Below are 20093 nucleotides of genomic sequence, written 5' to 3' on the forward strand. Positions count from 1 at the left end.
CGTAACAGGAGCGCGAAGTGTAGGGTCTGAGGTATGACATACAAATCAGACCAGTGGCCAGAGTATAGGTCTGACCAGCTAGAATGTTGCAAGTTTGTTTATTAATATTTTCAAACATGTTTCTTGAAACGAGATCTGGTTGGCAAAAATGTGACCACCCCGACTCACCCAAACGGGTGAATTTTGTTTTAGATCATTTTTTAGTGTGATATTGGTCACTTATCCCGTTTTGCGCCATTAACGGCTGGAGAGCGTCTGCATCGGGGCGTAAAATATCAGCATCGTGTTTGTCTCGCGTCCTGCGCGAATACAGAGGAAATTGAGATATGAGTAAATGCAGTGCTGATGAAACCCCGGTTTGCTGCTGTATGGATGTTGGTACCATTATGGACAACTCCGATTGCACCGCCTCTTACAGCCGCGTGTTCACCAACCGTGCCGAAGCGGAAGAAACCCTGGCGGCGCTGAGCAAGCGTGCGCGCGACGTAGAATCCGATCCGTGTGAAATCAAGTCCACCTTCACGGAAGTGGACGGCGGCGTGAAGCTGGATATCGACTTTGTTTTCGCCTGCGAAGCTGAAACGCTGATTTTCCAGTTAGGCCTGCGTTAATTCCTGCGGTCTGGAGCCCTCACCCCAGCCTTATCCACGGGTGAGGGTATAAACACTCAAAACGGTAACCTCTGGGTTACCGTTTTGTTTTTACCTCGGGGCATTTTCTTTTTCTTCTCTGTGTTTTAGTTCGCATTTTTTCGTTTCCCCAATTGGCTGAATGTAAAAAAATGGTTAAGACTACTTATCAGGTCAGACCACTTTATGTTTGCAAAAATTTTTACAGGGGAATGTTATGAGTCAGGCATTACCGCTTATCACCCGACAAGGTGACCGCATTGCCATTGTCAGTGGATTGCGTACGCCGTTTGCGCGTCAGGCGACAGCGTTTCACGGCATACCGGCTGTCGATCTGGGGAAAATGGTGGTGGGGGAGATGCTGGCTCGCAGCGAAATACCGCCTGACGTCATTGAGCAGCTGGTTTTTGGCCAGGTTGTTCAGATGCCTGAAGCCCCCAACATTGCACGAGAAATTGTCCTCGGCACCGGGATGAACGTGCATACGGATGCCTACAGCGTTAGCCGTGCGTGTGCAACCAGCTTTCAGGCGGTGGCAAACGTGGCCGAAAGCCTGATGGCGGGCACCATCCGCGCCGGGATCGCCGGCGGGGCAGACTCCTCCTCCGTACTGCCGATAGGGGTCAGTAAAAAGCTGGCCCGCATTCTGGTGGATGCAAATAAAGCACGCACCGCCGGGCAAAAACTCAAACTCTTCTCGCGTTTACGCCTTCGTGACCTGATGCCTGTTCCACCCGCCGTGGCTGAATATTCCACCGGCCTGCGCATGGGCGATACCGCCGAGCAGATGGCCAAAACCTACGGCATTACTCGGGAGCAGCAGGATGCGCTGGCACACCGTTCCCATCAGCTGGCGGCGAAAGCCTGGTCGGAAGGCAAACTGGCCGATGAGGTGATGACCGCGTATATCCCGCCTTATCGCGAACCGCTGGCGGAAGATAACAACATTCGTGGCACCTCGACGCTGGCGGATTACGCCAGACTGCGTCCGGCATTTGACCGTAAACACGGTACCGTTACGGCCGCCAACAGTACTCCGCTGACGGATGGTGCTGCCGCGGTGATCCTGATGACGGAATCGCGTGCCAGAGAGCTGGGTCTTACCCCGCTCGGTTATCTGCGCAGCTACGCGTTCACGGCGATTGATGTCTGGCAGGACATGCTGTTAGGCCCGGCCTGGTCCACGCCGCTGGCGCTGGAGCGTGCGGGGTTGACTCTCGCTGATTTAACGCTGATTGATATGCACGAGGCCTTTGCTGCGCAGACTCTGGCTAACGTTCAACTGCTGGCCAGTGAACGTTTCGCGCGTGATGTGCTTGGCCGCGCCCATGCCACCGGAGAAGTGGATCAGAGTAAATTTAACGTGCTGGGCGGCTCTATCGCCTACGGTCATCCGTTTGCGGCAACGGGCGCAAGGATGATCACCCAAACATTACATGAGTTACGTCGCCGTGGCGGCGGCTTTGGCCTCGTCACCGCCTGTGCCGCAGGTGGTCTGGGGGCAGCAATGGTTCTGGAGGCTGAATAATGGCAATGGCATCTGCATTTAATTTGACGGTTCGCCTCGATAACGTGGCTGTGATTACCATTGACGTGCCCGATGAAAAGATGAATACCCTGAAGGCAGAATTTGGCGTTCAGGTGCGCGAGATGTTAAAGCAGATCCGCGAAAACAAAGCGATTCGCGGACTGGTATTTATCTCGGCGAAGCCAGACAACTTTATAGCCGGGGCCGATATCAATATGATCGCCCGGGCGCAAAGTGCGCAGGAAGCTGAAGATCTGGCGCGCCAGGGGCAGCAGGTGATGGCGGAGATCCACGCTCTGCCGATCCCGGTGATCGCCGCGATCCACGGTGCATGCCTGGGCGGCGGGCTGGAACTGGCGTTGGCCTGCCATAGCCGTATTTGTACTGACGACGCGAAAACCGTTCTCGGGTTGCCGGAAGTACAGTTAGGGTTACTTCCCGGGTCCGGTGGGACGCAGCGTCTGCCGCGGCTGGTGGGCGTCAGCACGGCGCTGGAGATGATCTTAACCGGTAAACAGCTGCGCGCCCGTCAGGCGCTGAAAGCGGGACTGGTTGATGACGTCGTCCCGCACTCCATTTTGCTGGAAGCCGCCGTGGAGCTGGCGCTGAAGGGACGTCAGGCAAAACGTGTTCTGCCGGTGCGTGAGCGCATCCTGGCCGGGCCATTGGGACGAACGTTGCTGTTCAGCATGGTGGGCAAGAAAACCGAACAAAAGACCAAAGGTAACTATCCGGCGGCGAAGCGCATTCTTGAGGTGATTGAAACCGGGCTGTCGCAGGGCAGCAGCAGCGGCTATGCCGCAGAGGCAAAAGCCTTCGGTGAGCTGGCGATGACACCGCAATCGCAGGCGCTGCGCAGCATCTTCTTTGCCAGCACTGACGTTAAAAAAGATCCGGGTAGCGATGCTGAACCAGCACCGCTCAACGCCGTTGGCGTCCTGGGGGGCGGACTGATGGGTGGCGGCATTGCGTTTGTCACTGCCAGCAAAGCCAAATTGCCTGTACGTATCAAAGACATCAACCCGAAAGGGATCAATCACGCGCTGCAGTACAGCTGGCAGAACCTTGATCAAAAGGTTAAACGCCGCCATATCAAGGCAAGCGAGCGGGATAAAACCGTGGCCATGATCAGCGGCACTACCGACTACCGTGGTTTTGCCCATCGCGATCTGGTGATTGAAGCGGTGTTCGAAGATCTGGCGCTTAAACAGCAGATGGTCGCCGACGTTGAGCAACATTGTGCGCCGCACACGATTTTCGCCTCGAACACCTCTTCATTACCGATCGGTGATATCGCAGCGAAAGCCGCGCGTCCTGAGCAGGTGATTGGCCTGCACTTTTTTAGTCCGGTCGAAAAAATGCCGCTGGTGGAGGTTATTCCACACGCGTCAACCAGCCCGCAGACTGTCTCTACGGTAGTGAAACTGGCGAAAAAGCAGGGGAAAACCCCGATCGTCGTGGCGGATAAAGCGGGATTCTACGTCAACCGGATTCTGGCGCCATATATCAACGAAGCGATGCGCCTGCTGGTGGAAGGGGAGAAGATCGAACACGTCGACGAGGCGCTGGTCAAGTTTGGTTTCCCCGTTGGCCCAATCCAACTTTTGGATGAGGTAGGAATAGACACCGGCACTAAAATTATACCTGTGCTGGAGGCCGCATATGGCGAGCGTTTTAGCCCGCCTGCAAACATTGTTTCTGCAATTTTGAAGGACGATCGCAAAGGCAGAAAAAATGAACGCGGTTTCTATCTTTACGGTGCAAAAGGGCGTAAAAGCAAGAAACAGGTCGACCCTTCGGTCTATGGGCTTATCCCGACAACCGGACAGGCGAAACTGTCTGCCGTTCAGTGTGCTGAACGCTGTGTGATGATGATGCTTAATGAAGCCGCACGCTGTTTTGGCGAGCAGGTGATTAAAAGCGCACGCGATGGCGATATTGGCGCCGTATTTGGTATTGGTTTCCCGCCGTTCCTTGGCGGCCCGTTCCGTTACATGGACACCCTCGGAGCGGGTGAAGTGGTTGCGATTCTGCAACGTCTTGCCGCGCAGTATGGTCCCCGGTTTACACCCTGTGACGAATTATTGCAGATGGCGGAACGGGGCCAGACATTTTGGCCAGCAAGGGAAACTGTCCTCGTAAGTTGAGGTCAAAGAAGGGTAAATCCGTCGGTGAATGAATCTGATTTGGCGATTTTGTAAACAGAGATTGACTATACTTACGCCATTGAGGTAAAAAACAGCGTTTCATTCACCGAATGGATCAGGCACAATGCCCGGCCATCGGGTTTTCTACCTCAAGCATTAATCGCGGGTAGTTAACGCCGGTGATTCTGGTTAACAAAAGCGGTGCAATATGCAAGTTTTTATCATGCGTCACGGCGACGCGGCACTCGATGCCGCCAGTGACTCAGTACGTCCTTTAACCGTCTGTGGCTGCGACGAATCTCGTCAGATGGCTAACTGGCTTAAAGGTCAAAAAGTGGACATTGAACGCGTTCTGGTGAGTCCGTTCCTGCGTGCTGAACAGACGCTGGATGTGGTAGGGGAGTGTATGAACCTGCCGACCAGTGTGGATGTTCTCCCTGAACTCACGCCGTGTGGTGATGTCGGCCTTGTCAGTGCCTACCTGCAGGCGCTGTGCAATGAAGGTGTCGCTTCTGCACTGGTCATTTCCCACCTGCCACTGGTTGGCTATCTGGTATCTGAGCTGTGCCCGGGCGAGACGCCACCGATGTTTACGACCTCCGCCATTGCCAACGTTACCCTCGACGAAACCGGCAAAGGGGTCTTCAACTGGCAAATGAGTCCATGCAATCTCCGGATGGCGAAAGCAATCTGAGGTGACGTGCGATAAGGCGGGAGCAACTATGCCTCCCGCCGTGTTCTCAGGGCAGTTCTGGCGGTTGCCACTCTTCAACTTCAATCAACACCAGCAAGGCGGCATCTCCGCCGTACTCCTTAGGTGCCTGATGAAACGCCATCACGTGTGGATGCTGAGCCAGCCACAGCGGCGTTTGTTGCTTAAGAACATGTTTACCGTGGCCGTGCATCACGCAGGCACAAAACACATGTTCGCGGCGGCAGGCGGCAATCAACGCCCCCAGCTCCTGCTTTGCCTGCATCTGCGTTAAACCGTGCAGATCGAGAAACAGCTCGGGTGAATAATCTCCCCGGCGTAATTTTTTCAGCTCAAAATGGCTGACATCGTCGCGTACATATTTCACCGCACCCTGCGTGTTAAGCAGCGGCTGAAATTCATCTGAAAAATAGTGGCTATTATCCGCCTGCTCCTGCAACAGCCTTTTGACCGGCACTTCGCTGACTTTTTTGCGCATCGGCCGGTGGACAATCGTGTCCTGCTTGATTTGACGCGTCCCGGTCATGAGCTGACGGAAGAGCGCCTGATCCTCCTCGCTGAGCGATGTTTTCTTTTTCATTCGTCGTTCTCATCTCGTATTTCCGATAGTGTACCCGACTAAACGCATTTTTTAACCTCAAGCGGTATGCGTCATTGCTGATTTATCGCCGTCTTCATGGCAAACTAGCCGCCGAAAATTATGCGAGCATGCCCTGGAGGAAAGAGTGGATAAAATTTTTGTCGATGAAGCAGTAAACGAGCTGCATACCATACAGGACATGTTGCGCTGGTCGGTTAGCCGCTTCAGCGCCGCCAATATCTGGTACGGACACGGCACCGATAACCCGTGGGATGAAGCTGTTCAACTGGTGCTGCCTTCTCTCTACCTGCCGCTCGATATTCCGGAAGACATGCGCACCGCGCGCCTGACCTCCAGCGAAAAGCACCGCATCGTTGAGCGCGTGATCCGCCGCGTGAACGAGCGTATTCCGGTTGCCTATCTGACCAACAAAGCCTGGTTCTGCGGTCACGAATTCTATGTTGATGAACGCGTGCTGGTGCCGCGCTCGCCAATTGGTGAGCTTATCAACAACCACTTCGAAGGCCTGATTAACCGTCAACCGCAACACATTCTGGATATGTGTACCGGCAGCGGCTGCATTGCCATTGCCTGCGCTTATGCCTTCCCGGAAGCGGAAGTGGACGCGGTGGACATCTCCACCGACGCGCTGGCGGTAACCGAGCACAACATTGAAGAACACGGGCTGATCCACCATGTTACGCCGATCCGCTCCGATCTGTTCCGTGACCTGCCAACGTTGCAGTACGATCTGATCGTGACCAACCCGCCGTACGTGGATGCGGAAGATATGTCCGATCTGCCAAACGAATACCGTCACGAGCCAGAATTGGGCCTGGCATCGGGCTCTGACGGCCTGAAGCTGACCCGCCGCATTCTGGCCTGCGCGCCGGATTATCTGACTGACGACGGTGTTCTGATTTGTGAAGTGGGCAACAGCATGGTACATCTGATAGAGCAGTACCCGGATGTGCCGTTCACCTGGCTTGAGTTCGACAACGGCGGTGACGGCGTCTTTATGCTGACCAAAGCGCAACTGCTCGACGCGCGTGAACATTTCAGCATCTACAAAGATTAATCCAGCGGGCTTCGGCCCGTTTCACAACGCTCAAACACAAAAAACAACATCGGAGCCGTGATGGCAGGAAACAGTATTGGACAAGTATTCCGCGTGACCACCTTTGGTGAGTCGCACGGGCTGGCACTGGGCTGTATCGTTGACGGCGTACCGCCCGGCATCGAGCTTACCGAAGCAGATTTACAGCACGATCTCGACCGTCGTCGTCCGGGCACCTCTCGCTACACCACGCAGCGTCGCGAGCCGGACCAGGTCAAAATTCTCTCTGGCGTTTTCGAAGGCCGCACCACCGGCACCAGCATCGGTCTGCTGATTGAAAACACCGATCAGCGTTCTCAGGACTACGGCGCCATCAAAGATGTGTTCCGCCCGGGCCACGCCGACTACACCTACGAGCAAAAGTACGGTTTCCGCGACTATCGCGGCGGCGGACGTTCTTCGGCGCGTGAAACCGCAATGCGCGTGGCGGCCGGCGCCATTGCCAAAAAGTACCTGCAGCAGAAATTTGGCATCGTGATCCGCGGTTGCCTGACCCAGATGGGCGACATTCCGCTGGCCATTAAAGACTGGGATCAGGTTGAACAGAACCCGTTCTTCTGTGCCGATGTCGATAAGCTGGAGGCGCTGGACGAACTGATGCGTGGCCTGAAAAAAGAGGGCGACTCTATCGGGGCTAAAGTGACCGTGGTGGCTGACGGCGTACCGCCAGGCTGGGGTGAGCCCGTGTTTGACCGCCTGGACGCCGACATTGCCCACGCGCTGATGAGCATCAACGCGGTGAAGGGGGTCGAAATTGGCGACGGTTTTGACGTGGTATCCCTGCGCGGCAGCCAGAACCGCGACGAAATTACAAAAGAGGGCTTCCAGAGCAACCATGCGGGTGGCATTCTCGGCGGCATCAGCAGCGGGCAGCAGATTATCGCCAATATCGCGCTGAAGCCAACCTCCAGCATTACCGTGCCGGGCCACACGATTAACCGCTCTGGTGAAGAAGTTGAGATGATCACCAAAGGACGTCACGATCCGTGCGTGGGGATCCGCGCGGTGCCGATCGCAGAAGCGATGCTGGCAATCGTGCTGATGGATCACTTCCTGCGTCAGCGTGCGCAGAATGCGGATGTGACGACCACCATTCCACGCTGGTAACTATGAAAAAAACCGCAATTGCTCTGCTGGCGCTGCTTGCCAGTGGAGCCAGTCTGGCCGCCACGCCGTGGCAAAAAATCACCCACCCGGTGGCGGGAAGCGCGCAGTCGATTGGTGCGTTTTCCAACGGCTGTATCGTTGGCGCGCAGGAACTGCCTCTGCAGTCGGATACCTATCAGGTGATGCGTACCGACCAGCGTCGCTACTTCGGCCACCCTGATCTGGTGCTGTTTATCCAGCGTCTGGGCAACCAGGTGCATAACCTGGGGCTGGGTACGATGCTGATTGGCGATATGGGAATGCCTGCTGGCGGGCGTTTCAACGGTGGGCATGCCAGCCACCAGACCGGGCTGGATGTGGATATCTTCCTGCAGTTGCCCAAAGCGCGCTGGAGTTCTGCACAATTGCTGAAGCCGCAGGCGCTGGATCTGGTGGCGCGCGACGGCAAAAGCGTTGTGCCGTCGCTGTGGACGCCGGATGTCTTCAGCCTGATTAAGCTGGCAGCCAAAGATAACGACGTCACGCGGATCTTCGTTAACCCGGCCATCAAACAGCAGCTCTGCCTGGATGAAGGGACCGATCGTGACTGGCTGCGCAAAGTGCGCCCGTGGTTCCAGCATCGTGCCCATATGCACGTGCGTCTGCGTTGCCCGGCGAACAGTCTGGAATGCGAGGATCAGCCGTTACCGCCGCCAGGCGATGGCTGTGGTGCGGAACTGCAAAGCTGGTTTGAACCGGCAAAACCTGGAACCTCTAAGCCTGAGAAGAAGACACCGCCTCCGTTGCCGCCTTCCTGCCAGGCGCTACTGGATGAGCATGTACTTTAATGGATAATTTCGTCGATCTGTTTATGGTGTCACCGCTGCTGCTGGTGGTGCTGTTCTTTGTTGCGATGCTGGCCGGTTTTATCGATGCCCTCGCGGGCGGTGGCGGGTTGTTAACCGTCCCGGCGCTGCTGGCGGCGGGCATGAGCCCGGCCCAGGCGCTTGCCACTAATAAACTTCAGGCCTGTGGCGGGTCGCTTTCCGCATCGCTCTATTTTATCCGCCGTAAGGTGGTCAATCTTGCCGATCAGAAGCTCAATATTCTGATGACCTTCATCGGTTCGACCTCCGGTGCGCTGTTGGTTCAGCACGTGCAGTCTGACATCCTGCGTCAGATCCTGCCGGTGCTGGTCATCTGTATTGGTCTCTACTTTCTGCTGATGCCAAAGCTCGGTGAAGAGGACAGGCAGCGTCGGCTGCATGGTCTGCCGTTCGCGCTTATCGCAGGCGGCTGCGTCGGGTTTTACGATGGCTTCTTTGGCCCTGGTGCCGGGTCGTTCTATGCCCTGGCGTTTGTCACGCTGGCCGGATTTAACCTCGCCAAATCGACCGCCCACGCTAAAGTGCTGAATGCCACCTCGAACGTCGGCGGCCTGCTGCTGTTTATCATTGGCGGCAAGGTTATCTGGGCAACCGGGTTTGTGATGATGGCGGGGCAGTTTTTAGGCGCACGCGCGGGTTCGCGTCTGGTATTAAGCAAAGGACAGAAGCTGATTCGCCCGATGATCGTCATCGTTTCGGCGGTGATGAGCGCCAAGCTTCTTTATGACAGCCATGGACAGGAGATCCTCACCTGGTTGGGGATGAACGCATGAACAGGACGCATAACTATGAACAGCTGATTGAGATCTTTGACGGCTGTTTTGCTGACGATTTTAATACCCGTCTGATTAAAGGCGACGACGAACCGATCTATCTTCCTGCTGATGCAGAGGTTCCGTATAACCGAATCGTGTTTGCGCACGGTTTCTACGCCAGTGGTCTGCATGAGATTTCACACTGGTGTATTGCGGGAAAAGCGCGTCGCGAGCTGGTGGACTTTGGTTACTGGTACTGTCCGGACGGACGTGACGCGGCGACGCAGGGTCAGTTTGAAGATGTGGAAGTCAAACCGCAGGCGCTGGAGTGGCTGTTCTGCGTGGCGGCAGGATTCCCGTTCAACGTCAGCTGTGACAACCTCGAAGGGGATTTTGAGCCAGACCGCATTGTCTTCCAGCGCCGCGTGCATGCGCAGGTGATGGAGTATCTTGAGAAAGGCATCCCGGAACGCCCGGCACGCCTGATCAAGGCTTTACAGAATTATTACCATACGCCGGAGATCACGGCGGAATGCTTCCCGTGGCCGGAAGATCTTTAACAGAGGAAAGAAGATGATCGCAGAATTTGAATCACGCATTCTGGCGTTAATTGATGACATGGTGGAACACGCCAGTGATGATGAGCTGTTCGCCAGCGGTTATCTGCGTGGTCACCTGACGCTGGCCGTTGCCGAGCTGGAAGCCGGGGACGATCACTCTGCCGAGGCCATTCATGATGAAGTGACCCGTAGCCTGGAAAAAGCCATTCAGGCCGGCGAACTTTCTCCCCGCGACCAGTCTCTGGTGCTGGGCATGTGGGACAACCTGTTCCAGCAGGCGAAAGCGAAGTAAGCGTTTCACCTCCCTCTCCCGGTGGGAGAGGGGTAGGGCACCCTACTTAACCTGCTTCCCCTTCAGCAATTTCCGCACCCACAATCGATTCGGGTTCAGCCCTGCGAGCGTAGTTCTGTCCAGCGGAATGGGCTCATCGCTCATGTGCGCGGCTAACACTTCCGCCAGCAGCGGCGCAGAACACAACCCGCGCGAGCCCAGCCCGCCCAGCATAAACAGCTCCGGATGCACCGGTGCGGCCACCGCCGTTTCCTTGTGCTCAGCCAGATCCTGATACGCTTCAAGCGTTGCCTCATAGTCCGGTACATTTCCCGCCATCGGCAGATGATCGCGAGTCGCACAGCGCACGCCGCAGCGCGCTTCTCCCTCGCTGACGTCAACCTCTCTCGCCCACGCCGCATCCGGGAAGCAGTCAATCAGGCGCTGGCGATTTTGCTGCTGATCCTCCTCGCGGTAATGCATGTCCGTTTCACCGCGATGGTAGCTGGCTCCGATGCAGTGATGAGCATTAGACGGATTTTGCGGCGTCAGGTAGCCGTCATAGCACAGCACCTGGCGCAGTTTGCTCAGTGCGGGCGCGGTCGGGATATGGCTTACCTGGCCGCCGACCGGATAAACGGGCAAGGTTTCTGTCTGGATAAACTGGTTGATGTGATGTCCGTTTGCCAGCACAACGCTGGCATGCGTGGCCTCTTTGTCATCGGCAAAGCGCAGGGTCCAGTGGGCTGTCCGGCTAAGCGATGCAACCTTATGAGCATAATGCACCGTCAGACCGCGTGACTGCGCCAGGCTCATTGCCGCAGTGGTCAGTTCGGCGGGGCACAGCCAGCCGCCGAGGGGATACTGAATACCGCCGCAGCCCGTCTCAACGTCGGTGGTGTCTGTCACCGCTTGCGCACTTACCGCGCGGGCAATCTCTTCCGGCAGGCCCAGAGACAGCATCTGCGTGATTTTTTGCTGACTCTTCTCATCCCAGCCGAGCTGCGTCACGCCGCACCAGTCATGGTCGAACGCCACCGGAAGGGCGTCGTATACGCGACGGGCGAAGGTAAAGGCGGCCGGGAAAAACTGGAACAGTGCCGGGTCGTGTGCGCTTAAAAGCGGATAGAGCGCTCCCTGACGGTTGCCGGAAGCCCCGCTGGCTGGCGCAGCGTCAGCACAGTAGAGGGTCACCTGCCAGCCCCGGTGCAGCAGCGCGAGAGAGAGCAGAGCGCTGGCGATCCCTCCGCCAACGATCGCCACCTCGCGGGATGCGCTGGCGCGGCGTGCAAACCAGGGCGCACGGGCGGGGATCGCCAGCGTCTGTTCCATCGTCCCGACCAGCATGTCGCGCTTGCGGCCAAACCCTTTGGTCTTTCGCATCGTAAAGCCCGCTTCCTGCAACCCACGGCGAACAAAACCGGCGGAGGTAAAAGTCGCGAGCGTTGCGCCCGGTCGCGCCAGGCGAGCCATCGCGCTAAACAGATGCTGACTCCACATCTCCGGGTTTTTGGCAGGCGCAAAGCCGTCAAGGAACCACGCGTCCACCTTCTGGTTCATTGAATCATCAAGCTTATCGGTCAGTTCATTGATATCGCCGAGCCATAAGTCCAGCGTGACGCGTCCACCGTCCAGCAGCAGACGATGGCAACCGCCGATGGCGGGCGGCCACTGTGCCTGAAGCTGTTCTGCCCACGAGGCAAGCTCCGGCCAGTGCTGATGTGCCAGCCGCAGGTCGTGCGCGGTGAGCGGAAATTTTTCGAAACTGATGAAATGTAATCTTTGTAGCGTAGCCTCAGGATGGGCAGCGTGAAACTGGTCGAAAGCCTGCCAGAGGGTCAGAAAATTCAGCCCGGTACCGAACCCGCTCTCTGCGACCACAAACAGACTGCGCGGATGAACGGGGAAGCGTGCGCTGAGCTGATTTCCGTCGAGGAAAACATAGCGGGTTTCTTCCAGTCCGTTATCATTAGAAAAATAGACGTCATCAAAATCTCGGGAAACAGGTGTACCCTCAGCGTTGAATTCGAGGTTGGCGGGTTGTATAGCGTTTTGTTTCACGTAAGTTACTCGTCTGACAGGCAGTGGCACGATCTTAACGATGTGAGTCCATCGGTGCAAATTTCCGCAGAAAATGTCTGATCGGACTTGTTCGGCGTACAAGTGTACGCTATTGTGCGACTCGAAACTTACTATAGTGCGACTTACAGAGGTATTGAATGAAACGTGCAGTGATTACTGGCCTGGGCATTGTTTCCAGCATCGGTAATAACCAGCAGGAAGTCCTGGCATCTCTGCGTGAAGGACGCTCCGGGATCACTTTCTCTGAAGAGTTTAAAGATTCAGGTATGCGTAGCCACGTATGGGGTAACGTCAAACTGGACACCACCGGTTTGATTGACCGCAAAGTGGTTCGTTTCATGAACGATGCCTCTATTTATGCTTATCTCTCCATGCAGGAAGCGATCAAAGATTCCGGCCTGAGCGAAGAGGTTTACCAGAACAACCCGCGTGTGGGTCTGATTGCCGGTTCCGGTGGTTCGTCCAAAGCGCAGGTATTCGGTGCTGACGCCATGCGCAGCCCGCGTGGTCTGAAAGCAGTAGGTCCGTACGTGGTGACCAAAGCCATGGGTTCTGCGGTTTCCGCGTGCCTGGCTACCCCATTTAAAATTCACGGTGTGAACTACTCCATCAGCTCTGCATGTGCCACTTCCGCACACTGCATCGGTAATGCTGTTGAGCAGATCCAACTGGGTAAACAGGACATCGTATTTGCTGGCGGCGGCGAAGAGCTGGGCTGGGAAATGGCCTGTGAATTCGACGCGATGGGTGCCCTGTCTACCAAATACAATGAAACCCCGGATAAAGCATCCCGTACCTATGATGCGCACCGTGACGGTTTCGTTATCGCAGGCGGCGGCGGTATGGTTGTGGTTGAAGAGCTGGAACACGCTCTGGCACGTGGCGCGCACATCTACGCTGAGATCGTAGGCTACGGTGCAACGTCTGACGGCGCTGACATGGTTGCTCCATCCGGTGAAGGCGCGGTGCGCTGCATGAAGATGGCGATGCACGGCGTTGATACCCCAATCGACTACCTGAACTCCCACGGTACTTCTACGCCGGTAGGCGATGTGAAAGAATTGGGTGCGATCCGTGAAGTCTTCGGTGATAACAGCCCGGCAATCTCTGCAACCAAAGCCATGACTGGTCACTCTCTGGGTGCGGCTGGCGTGCAGGAAGCGATCTACTCTCTGCTGATGCTGGAAAACGGCTTTATCGCGCCAAGCATCAACATCGAAGAGATGGACGAGCAGGCGGCGGGTCTGAACATCGTGACCAAACCAACGGAAGCGACACTGACGACCGTCATGTCCAACAGCTTCGGTTTCGGTGGGACTAACGCCACGCTGGTGATGCGCAAGCTGAAAGCATAAGTTTTATGTCTGATTAGAAAGGGGAGCCATCAGGCTCCCTTTTTTTATGCATTGACAAGCGGCTGATCGCACAGGCAAACTTCACACCTCAACATTATCCTCACGATAATGCGTAAGCGTTTAACGTCAACCAACGCACCTTAATCCTGATATTCAGGTGGAGGGGGCGTGGCATTTTCCCCGCCTTACTCTTCATTTCGGAGTAAAGCATGACTGCAGTCACTCAAACAGAAACCATCCCGTCAGCGAACGTCTCGCTGTTTCGTATCGCCTTTGCGGTGTTCCTGACCTATATGACCGTTGGCCTGCCGCTGCCGGTGATCCCGCTGTTCGTACACCAGGAGCTGGGCTATGGCAACACCATGGTCGGCATCGCCGTGGGTATCCAGTTTTTAGCGACGGTTTTAACCCGCGGCTACGCCGGACGTCTGGCGGACCAGCACGGTGCCAAACGTTCGGCGCTGCAGGGCATGTTTGCCTGCGGGCTGGCGGGCGGCGCATGGCTGCTGGCTGCGCTTCTGCCGGTAGACGCGGCGTATAAATTTGCCCTGCTGGTGCTGGGACGTTTGATTCTCGGCTTTGGTGAAAGCCAACTGCTGACCGGCACCCTGACCTGGGGAATGGGGCTGGTAGGCCCCGTGCGCTCGGGCAAAGTGATGTCCTGGAACGGCATGGCCATCTACGGCGCACTCGCGGCAGGTGCGCCGCTGGGGCTGTTGATCCACAGCCAGTTCGGTTTTGCCGCGCTGGCGGCCACCACCATGCTGTTACCGCTGCTGGCATGGGCATTTAACGGCTCGGTGCGCAAAGTCCCGGCCCATAAAGGTGAACGTCCTTCCCTGTGGAGCGTGATAGGTCAAATCTGGCAGCCGGGTCTGGGACTCGCGCTACAGGGCGTGGGGTTCGCGGTGATTGGGACATTCGTTTCGCTGTACTTTATGAGCCGCGGCTGGGCAATGGCGGGCTTTACGCTAACCGCCTTTGGTGGCGCGTTTGTTCTGATGCGCGTGCTGTTCGGCTGGATGCCGGATCGCTTTGGTGGCGTGAAGGTGGCGGTGGTGTCACTGGTCATTGAAACCATCGGCCTGCTGCTATTGTGGAATGCGCCCGTGGCCTCTGTTGCGCTTCTTGGCGCGGCGCTGACCGGCTGCGGCTGTTCACTGATCTTCCCGGCGCTGGGGGTTGAGGTGGTAAAACGCGTCGCGCCACAGGTGCGCGGTACGGCGCTGGGCGGTTATGCGGCGTTTCAGGACATCTCATACGGTGTCACCGGGCCGCTGGCGGGGCTCCTGGCCACGTCGTTTGGCTATCCCTCTGTCTTCCTGGCGGGAGCCGTTTCCGCGGTGGTGGGGATTGTGGTGACGCTGGTGGCGTTTCGCCGGTCTTGAGCCGTTGTTGCCGGGGGGCCGCTGCGCCTTCCCCGGCTTACGGTTTGAGTCGTTGTAGGCCCGGTAAGCGCAGCGCCACCGGGCAAAACATCAGGCAACCAGCCAGAAAATCGCGAGTGCAATCAGTAACGCAATAAACAGTAATCCCGGACGCGCAGAGAGGGTTCTGAAGGTCTCTACCACCGGCGCAAACAGCGGGCTGTAGATCGGCTGAATATCCCTGACTTCCGGCACGCCGCCTTCGCGCTCGGCGCGGCGGATAAAGATCTGATTCAGCAAATCCTGCACCTGCGCGGTGGTCAGTACCGTTTGTGGCGTGGCCTGCCAGGTCTGCTGGGCGTAATCCCGAATCACCTCAAATTCATGCGGCTCCAGCGGCTGTTTTAGTGCCGCCTGTAGCGTATGCAGGGTCGGGGTACTCTGGGTACTCAGCGTCTGGCGGGCCTGTAGCCAGGTGACCAGATGCGTAAACTGTTTGGCCGGGATCAGCTCACCCGCTTTCACGCCGGAAAGCTCCAGCATCGATTGCCAGATAAGCTTCGTTGACTCGCCAGTGGCGGCGGCCAGTTTGGTCACCATCTGGTTCAGCGTATTGTGTTCAGCAGGCAAAAGTGGACGCTCGGTTGACGGACGCTGTTGCGGTTGCGGGATGGCCAGTTGATTGGTTTGCAATAGCGTCAGCACGGTTTTCAACTGTTCTGGCGTCAGCTGGCTCAGGGCGGTCTGGCCAAACTGCTGGCGAATGAAATCACTGACCGCCTGACGGTTATTGCCCTGGCCTAACAGCTCGGTGAGCTGTGAAACAATCTGCCGGGTGGTGTGATTTTGCTGCGCGGCGGTAATACGCTGATTCAGATTTTGCTCGGCCGCAGGGAAGTGGCGCGACTGCAACGGTGCATCGTTTTTGACACCTAAATCATGCTTTACCCCGGCCCAGACTTCCGCATTTTGCTGGGAAGTCAGCGCGATCAGGCGCGTGATCAGGCGCTCCAGCACGGTGCGCTGTTGCGTGGATAGCGGTTGTTCACCTGCAACGTTTGGCGTGACAGGGCCTTCACCCGGAGGGCGTGGTGGCGTACCTGAAATAGGCTGCATCGTCAAAAATCCTTAAAGTCTAAACTCAGCGTAAACCCGGCATGCGTATATGCCTGGCGGCCAGATTATGGCACACTTGGCAGGTTTTCTTCCTCTCAAACAGGTACTCAGACGTGAAAATCCTCGTTGATGAAAATATGCCTTACGCCCGCGAGCTGTTTAGCCGCCTTGGTAATGTTAAGGCTGTCCCTGGTCGCCCCATTCCGGTAAACGAGCTGGATGATGCAGATGCCCTGATGGTGCGCTCGGTGACCAAAGTAAATGAGGCGTTGCTCTCCGGCAAAGCGATTAAATTCGTTGGAACCGCAACGGCCGGGACGGATCATGTGGATGACAAATGGCTTAAGCAGGCGGGGATCGGTTTTTCCGCCGCGCCTGGCTGTAATGCCATTGCGGTAGTGGAATACGTTTTCTCTTCCCTGCTGATGCTGGCAGAGCGCGACGGGTTTGCGCTGAAAGACCGCACCGTAGGCATTGTCGGGGTGGGCAACGTGGGGGGACGCCTGCAAAAACGCCTTGAGGCGTTAGGCATTCGCACCCTGCTGTGTGACCCGCCGCGTAAAGACAACGGTGATGAAGGTGACTTCCGCACCCTGGATGAGCTGGTTGAAGCGTGCGACGTGATCACCTTCCATACGCCCCTCTTCAAAGAGGGGGCTTATAAGACGCTTCATCTTGCTGATGAGGCGCTGATCCGCCGTCTGAAGGCTGGCACTATTCTGATAAATGCCTGCCGTGGCCCGGTCGTCGATAACGCCGCGCTGCTGAAATGTCTGGAAGAGGGGCAGGAGCTCAGCGTGGTGCTGGACGTCTGGGAGCCGGAGCCCGATCTCAACGTTGCGCTGCTGAACAAGGTCGATGTTGCGACCGCGCATATCGCGGGTTATACGCTTGAAGGAAAGGCCCGCGGCACCACCCAGGTCTTTGAGGCCTATAGCGCCTTTATTGGTCATCCGCAGCAGGTGGCGCTGGACACCTTACTCCCCGCGCCTGAATTTGGCCGTATTACCCTCCATGGCCCGCTCGATCAGGCAACGCTGAAAAGGCTGGTACATTTGGTGTATGATGTGCGCCGCGATGATGCGCTGCTGCGTAAAGTGGCGGGGATCCCGGGTGAGTTTGACAAGCTGCGCAAGAATTACGTTGAGCGTCGTGAATGGTCTTCTCTGTATGTGATATGCGATGACGCGGCGGCGGCAACACTGTTACACAAACTGGGTTTTAACGCCGTTCATCACCCGGCGCATTAATGTCTTCTTAACGCTCCCTGTTGGATACTCCGACAGGGACGCTTTTTTATTTCTGGAGTAAACCACCATGTCTGAAGGCTGGAACATTGCCATTTTAGGTGCCACGGGTGCCGTGGGTGAAGCCCTGCTCGAAACCCTTGCTGAGCGTCAGTTCCCGGTGGGTGATATCTATGCACTGGCCCGCACCGACAGCGCCGGTGAGCATCTGCGTTTTGGCGGCAAATCCGTCATGGTTCAGGATGCCACCGAATTCGACTGGACGCAGGCGCAGCTGGCGTTTTTTGCGGCAGGTGCTGAAGCCACCGCGTCGTACATTGAAGAGGCGACGAATTCTGGCTGTCTGGTGATCGACCTGAGCGGCCTGTTCTCGATGGAGCCGGATGTCCCGCTGGTGGTGCCGGACGTGAACCCGTTTGTGCTGGCTGACTACCGTAACCGCAATATCATTGCGGTTCCCAATAGCCTGACCAGCCAGTTGCTGACCGCTCTTAAACCTTTAATCGACGATGGCGGTCTGTCGCGTATCACCGTGACCAGCCTGCTTTCCGCTTCTGCGCACGGCAAAAAGGCCGTCGACGCGCTGGCAGGACAGAGTGCGAAGCTCCTGAACGGCATCCCGATTGATGAAGACGATTTCTTCGGCCGTCAGCTGGCATTCAATATGCTGCCGCTGCTGCCGGATCGTGAAGGCTCCGTGCGCGAAGAGCGCCGTATCGTTGACGAAGCGCGCAAAATTCTGCAGGACGAGGGGCTGATGATCTCCGCAAACGTCGTGCAGTCGCCGGTCTTTTACGGTCATGCGCAGATGGTAGGTTTCGAAGCCCTGCGTCCGCTGGCCGCAGAAGAAGCGCGTGATGCATTCGGCCGTGGTGAAGACATTGTGCTCTCCGAAGAGAGTGAATTCCCGACGCAGGTTGGCGATGCCACCGGCAGCGCACACCTCTCGGTGGGCTGCGTGCGGAATGACTACGGTATGCCGGAGCAGGTTCAGTTCTGGTCCGTTGCCGATAACGTGCGCTTCGGCGGCGCGCTGATGGCGGTCAAGATCGCTGAAAAACTGGTGCAGGAGTATCTGTACTGATGTCAGACCTGGAACAAAAGCCGGTTCATAAAGTCGCCCTCGGTATCGAGTACGACGGCAGTAAATATTATGGCTGGCAGCGTCAAAATGAGGTGCGCAGTGTCCAGGAAAAACTGGAGAAAGCGCTCTCTCAGGTGGCGAACGAACCGATTAACGTCCTGTGTGCAGGGCGCACTGACGCCGGTGTCCACGGAACGGGGCAGGTGGTTCACTTTGAAACCACCGCCGTGCGCAAGGACGCTGCCTGGACGTTGGGTGTAAATGCGAATTTACCTGGTGACATTGCGGTGCGCTGGGTGAAAGCTGTGCCGGATGATTTTCATGCGCGATTCAGCGCCACTGCGCGCCGTTACCGCTATGTCATCTACAATCAGCGTCTTCGTCCGGCGGTATTAAGCCAGGGCGTGACGCATTTTTACGAGCCGCTGGATGCAGAACGTATGCACCGTGCGGCGCAGTGTCTGATTGGTGAAAATGACTTTACCTCGTTTCGTGCGGTGCAGTGTCAGTCCCGCACGCCGTGGCGTAATGTCATGCACATAAACGTCAGCCGTTTTGGCGCGTATGTGGTGGTGGATATCAAAGCCAATGCCTTTGTACATCATATGGTGCGGAATATTGTGGGCAGCCTGATGGAAGTGGGCGCCGGACACCAGCCGGAGAGCTGGATTGCAGAACTGCTGGCAGCGAAGGACAGAACGCTTGCGGCAGCAACGGCGAAAGCGGAAGGGCTGTATCTGGTCTCGGTGGACTATCCGGACCGGTTTGACCTGCCAAAACCGCCAATGGGCCCGCTGTTCCTGGCGGACTAAACAAAGGTGCAATTAAGGCTTAGACAATATGGACGTAATACGTTTTCTGATTGATTTCATTCTGCATATTGATGTTCACCTGGCGGAGCTGGTCGCGCAGTATGGCGTCTGGGTGTATGCCATTCTGTTCCTCATTCTGTTCTGTGAAACCGGTCTGGTAGTCACGCCGTTCCTGCCGGGGGATTCGCTGCTATTCGTCGCGGGGGCGTTATCCGCGCTGCCCACCAACGATTTGAATGTGCACATAATGGTGGTGCTGATGGTGATCGCCGCAATTGTCGGTGATGCGGTCAACTACACCATTGGACGGGTCTTCGGTGAGCGCTTATTCAGCAATCCGGACTCAAAAATTTTCCGTCGTAGCTATTTAGATAAAACCCATGCGTTTTATGAGCGCCACGGTGGGAAAACCATTATCCTTGCGCGTTTTGTGCCTATTGTGCGTACATTTGCACCGTTTGTGGCGGGAATGGGGCACATGTCCTATCGTCATTTTGCGGCATACAACGTAGTTGGCGCGCTGCTGTGGGTGCTGCTCTTTACCTATGCAGGCTACCTGTTTGGCGATCTCCCTGTGGTTCAGGAAAACCTTAAGTTACTGATTGTAGCGATTATTGTGCTTTCCGTTTTACCGGGTGTTATCGAGATTATTCGCCACAAGCGCGCGGCGGCAAAGCAAGCGAAGTAAATGCACGCAGGCGGTTCGACCACTTTTTTATCCAAAGTTTCGGGCTGTTATGTTTTAATGTGCAACATTC

At 56.6% G+C, this 20093-nt stretch carries 19 protein-coding genes; 16 read left to right on the top strand and 3 right to left on the bottom strand.

Annotation, left to right across the window (positions count from 1 at the left end):
* Positions 1-326 precede the first annotated feature (326 nt).
* The 4 genes from ACTJJI_RS07625 to sixA all read left to right on the top strand — a co-directional run bounded on the left by ACTJJI_RS07625 (position 327) and on the right by sixA (position 4998).
* On the top strand, positions 327-611 hold the full coding sequence (locus tag ACTJJI_RS07625) for a YfcZ/YiiS family protein (protein ID WP_014832805.1): 285 nt from the start codon (positions 327-329) through the stop codon (positions 609-611).
* 235 nt (positions 612-846) lie between these two features.
* Positions 847-2157 carry an acetyl-CoA C-acyltransferase FadI gene (fadI, locus tag ACTJJI_RS07630; RefSeq protein ID WP_014832804.1) on the top strand — a complete coding sequence of 437 codons (1311 nt, stop codon included), beginning with the start codon at positions 847-849 and terminating at the stop codon, positions 2155-2157.
* Positions 2157-4304, top strand: coding sequence for a fatty acid oxidation complex subunit alpha FadJ (fadJ, locus tag ACTJJI_RS07635; RefSeq protein WP_014832803.1), 2148 nt, complete (start codon positions 2157-2159; stop codon positions 4302-4304). The genes fadI and fadJ overlap by 1 nt, the downstream gene beginning before the upstream one ends.
* A 208-nt stretch (positions 4305-4512) precedes the next feature.
* The gene (sixA, locus tag ACTJJI_RS07640) at positions 4513-4998 is read left to right on the top strand and encodes a phosphohistidine phosphatase SixA (RefSeq protein WP_014832802.1); all 486 of its coding nucleotides are present in this window, start codon (positions 4513-4515) and stop codon (positions 4996-4998) included.
* Positions 4999-5044: 46 nt separating this feature from the next.
* On the opposite strand, the gene smrB is transcribed toward sixA, so the two are convergent.
* On the bottom strand, positions 5045-5596 hold the full coding sequence (gene smrB / locus ACTJJI_RS07645) for an endonuclease SmrB (RefSeq protein ID WP_014832801.1): 552 nt from the start codon (positions 5594-5596) through the stop codon (positions 5045-5047).
* Positions 5597-5741: 145 nt separating this feature from the next.
* Here smrB and prmB point away from each other — a divergent pair, with 145 nt between their 5' ends.
* Genes prmB through ACTJJI_RS07675 form a run of 6 tightly spaced genes read left to right on the top strand, consistent with a single transcriptional unit; the run spans position 5742 to position 10293 of the window.
* Positions 5742-6674, top strand: coding sequence for a 50S ribosomal protein L3 N(5)-glutamine methyltransferase (gene prmB / locus ACTJJI_RS07650; RefSeq protein WP_013098152.1), 933 nt, complete (start codon positions 5742-5744; stop codon positions 6672-6674).
* A gap of 60 nt (positions 6675-6734) precedes the next feature.
* Positions 6735-7820 carry a chorismate synthase gene (gene aroC, locus ACTJJI_RS07655; protein ID WP_014832800.1) on the top strand — a complete coding sequence of 362 codons (1086 nt, stop codon included), beginning with the start codon at positions 6735-6737 and terminating at the stop codon, positions 7818-7820.
* A gap of 2 nt (positions 7821-7822) precedes the next feature.
* Positions 7823-8647: a penicillin-insensitive murein endopeptidase gene (gene mepA, locus ACTJJI_RS07660; RefSeq protein ID WP_046888263.1), complete on the top strand. Its 825-nt coding sequence runs from the start codon at positions 7823-7825 to the stop codon at positions 8645-8647.
* Positions 8647-9459, top strand: coding sequence for a sulfite exporter TauE/SafE family protein (locus ACTJJI_RS07665; RefSeq protein ID WP_013098149.1), 813 nt, complete (start codon positions 8647-8649; stop codon positions 9457-9459). Before mepA ends, ACTJJI_RS07665 begins: the two co-directional genes overlap by 1 nt.
* Positions 9456-10001, top strand: coding sequence for an elongation factor P hydroxylase (locus tag ACTJJI_RS07670; protein ID WP_083020942.1), 546 nt, complete (start codon positions 9456-9458; stop codon positions 9999-10001). The genes ACTJJI_RS07665 and ACTJJI_RS07670 overlap by 4 nt, the downstream gene beginning before the upstream one ends.
* Before the next feature lie 13 nt (positions 10002-10014).
* Complete coding sequence (locus ACTJJI_RS07675) at positions 10015-10293, top strand: YfcL family protein (RefSeq protein ID WP_014832797.1); 279 nt, start codon at positions 10015-10017, stop codon at positions 10291-10293.
* A gap of 42 nt (positions 10294-10335) precedes the next feature.
* Here ACTJJI_RS07675 and mnmC read toward each other — a convergent pair whose 3' ends face one another.
* Positions 10336-12333, bottom strand: a complete 1998-nt coding sequence (gene mnmC / locus ACTJJI_RS07680) for a bifunctional tRNA (5-methylaminomethyl-2-thiouridine)(34)-methyltransferase MnmD/FAD-dependent 5-carboxymethylaminomethyl-2-thiouridine(34) oxidoreductase MnmC (RefSeq protein WP_440653577.1) — start codon at positions 12331-12333, stop codon at positions 10336-10338.
* A gap of 158 nt (positions 12334-12491) precedes the next feature.
* On the opposite strand from mnmC, the gene fabB reads away from it, so the two are divergent.
* Both fabB and ACTJJI_RS07690 read left to right on the top strand, forming a co-directional pair.
* Positions 12492-13709, top strand: a complete 1218-nt coding sequence (fabB, locus tag ACTJJI_RS07685) for a beta-ketoacyl-ACP synthase I (protein ID WP_014832795.1) — start codon at positions 12492-12494, stop codon at positions 13707-13709.
* 209 nt (positions 13710-13918) lie between these two features.
* A complete protein-coding gene (locus tag ACTJJI_RS07690; protein ID WP_440653578.1) occupies positions 13919-15097 on the top strand; it encodes an MFS transporter in 1179 nt (392 codons plus the stop codon).
* Between the two features lie 90 nt (positions 15098-15187).
* Here ACTJJI_RS07690 and flk read toward each other — a convergent pair whose 3' ends face one another.
* Entirely contained in the window at positions 15188-16192 is a 1005-nt protein-coding gene (gene flk / locus ACTJJI_RS07695; RefSeq protein ID WP_440653579.1) for a flagella biosynthesis regulator Flk, read from the bottom strand.
* 113 nt (positions 16193-16305) lie between these two features.
* On the opposite strand from flk, the gene pdxB reads away from it, so the two are divergent.
* From pdxB to ACTJJI_RS07715, 4 genes are all read left to right on the top strand, one after another.
* Complete coding sequence (gene pdxB, locus ACTJJI_RS07700) at positions 16306-17442, top strand: 4-phosphoerythronate dehydrogenase PdxB (protein WP_014832792.1); 1137 nt, start codon at positions 16306-16308, stop codon at positions 17440-17442.
* Between the two features lie 67 nt (positions 17443-17509).
* The gene (locus ACTJJI_RS07705; RefSeq protein WP_014832791.1) at positions 17510-18523 is read left to right on the top strand and encodes an aspartate-semialdehyde dehydrogenase; all 1014 of its coding nucleotides are present in this window, start codon (positions 17510-17512) and stop codon (positions 18521-18523) included.
* Positions 18523-19335 carry a tRNA pseudouridine(38-40) synthase TruA gene (gene truA, locus ACTJJI_RS07710; RefSeq protein WP_014832790.1) on the top strand — a complete coding sequence of 271 codons (813 nt, stop codon included), beginning with the start codon at positions 18523-18525 and terminating at the stop codon, positions 19333-19335. Before ACTJJI_RS07705 ends, truA begins: the two co-directional genes overlap by 1 nt.
* Positions 19336-19363: 28 nt before the next feature.
* On the top strand, positions 19364-20023 hold the full coding sequence (locus ACTJJI_RS07715; protein WP_014832789.1) for a DedA family protein: 660 nt from the start codon (positions 19364-19366) through the stop codon (positions 20021-20023).
* Positions 20024-20093 lie beyond the last annotated feature (70 nt).

Source organism: Enterobacter sp. 22466 (genome assembly GCF_052044775.1).
Taxonomy (GTDB): domain Bacteria; phylum Pseudomonadota; class Gammaproteobacteria; order Enterobacterales; family Enterobacteriaceae; genus Enterobacter; species Enterobacter dissolvens.

What these genes read in the sequence shown, in the direction of transcription:
- ACTJJI_RS07625 (WP_014832805.1), top strand. Translation starts at nt 327, where the DNA reads ATGAGTAAATGCAGTGCTGATGAAACCCCGGTTTGCTGCTGTATGGAT.
- fadI (WP_014832804.1), top strand. Translation starts at nt 847, where the DNA reads ATGAGTCAGGCATTACCGCTTATCACCCGACAAGGTGACCGCATTGCC.
- fadJ (WP_014832803.1), top strand. Translation starts at nt 2,157, where the DNA reads ATGGCAATGGCATCTGCATTTAATTTGACGGTTCGCCTCGATAACGTG.
- sixA (WP_014832802.1), top strand. Translation starts at nt 4,513, where the DNA reads ATGCAAGTTTTTATCATGCGTCACGGCGACGCGGCACTCGATGCCGCC.
- smrB (WP_014832801.1), bottom strand. Translation starts at nt 5,596, where the DNA reads ATGAAAAAGAAAACATCGCTCAGCGAGGAGGATCAGGCGCTCTTCCGT.
- aroC (WP_014832800.1), top strand. Translation starts at nt 6,735, where the DNA reads ATGGCAGGAAACAGTATTGGACAAGTATTCCGCGTGACCACCTTTGGT.
- mepA (WP_046888263.1), top strand. Translation starts at nt 7,823, where the DNA reads ATGAAAAAAACCGCAATTGCTCTGCTGGCGCTGCTTGCCAGTGGAGCC.
- ACTJJI_RS07665 (WP_013098149.1), top strand. Translation starts at nt 8,647, where the DNA reads ATGGATAATTTCGTCGATCTGTTTATGGTGTCACCGCTGCTGCTGGTG.
- ACTJJI_RS07670 (WP_083020942.1), top strand. Translation starts at nt 9,456, where the DNA reads ATGAACAGGACGCATAACTATGAACAGCTGATTGAGATCTTTGACGGC.
- ACTJJI_RS07675 (WP_014832797.1), top strand. Translation starts at nt 10,015, where the DNA reads ATGATCGCAGAATTTGAATCACGCATTCTGGCGTTAATTGATGACATG.
- fabB (WP_014832795.1), top strand. Translation starts at nt 12,492, where the DNA reads ATGAAACGTGCAGTGATTACTGGCCTGGGCATTGTTTCCAGCATCGGT.
- ACTJJI_RS07690 (WP_440653578.1), top strand. Translation starts at nt 13,919, where the DNA reads ATGACTGCAGTCACTCAAACAGAAACCATCCCGTCAGCGAACGTCTCG.
- flk (WP_440653579.1), bottom strand. Translation starts at nt 16,192, where the DNA reads ATGCAGCCTATTTCAGGTACGCCACCACGCCCTCCGGGTGAAGGCCCT.
- ACTJJI_RS07705 (WP_014832791.1), top strand. Translation starts at nt 17,510, where the DNA reads ATGTCTGAAGGCTGGAACATTGCCATTTTAGGTGCCACGGGTGCCGTG.
- truA (WP_014832790.1), top strand. Translation starts at nt 18,523, where the DNA reads ATGTCAGACCTGGAACAAAAGCCGGTTCATAAAGTCGCCCTCGGTATC.
- ACTJJI_RS07715 (WP_014832789.1), top strand. Translation starts at nt 19,364, where the DNA reads ATGGACGTAATACGTTTTCTGATTGATTTCATTCTGCATATTGATGTT.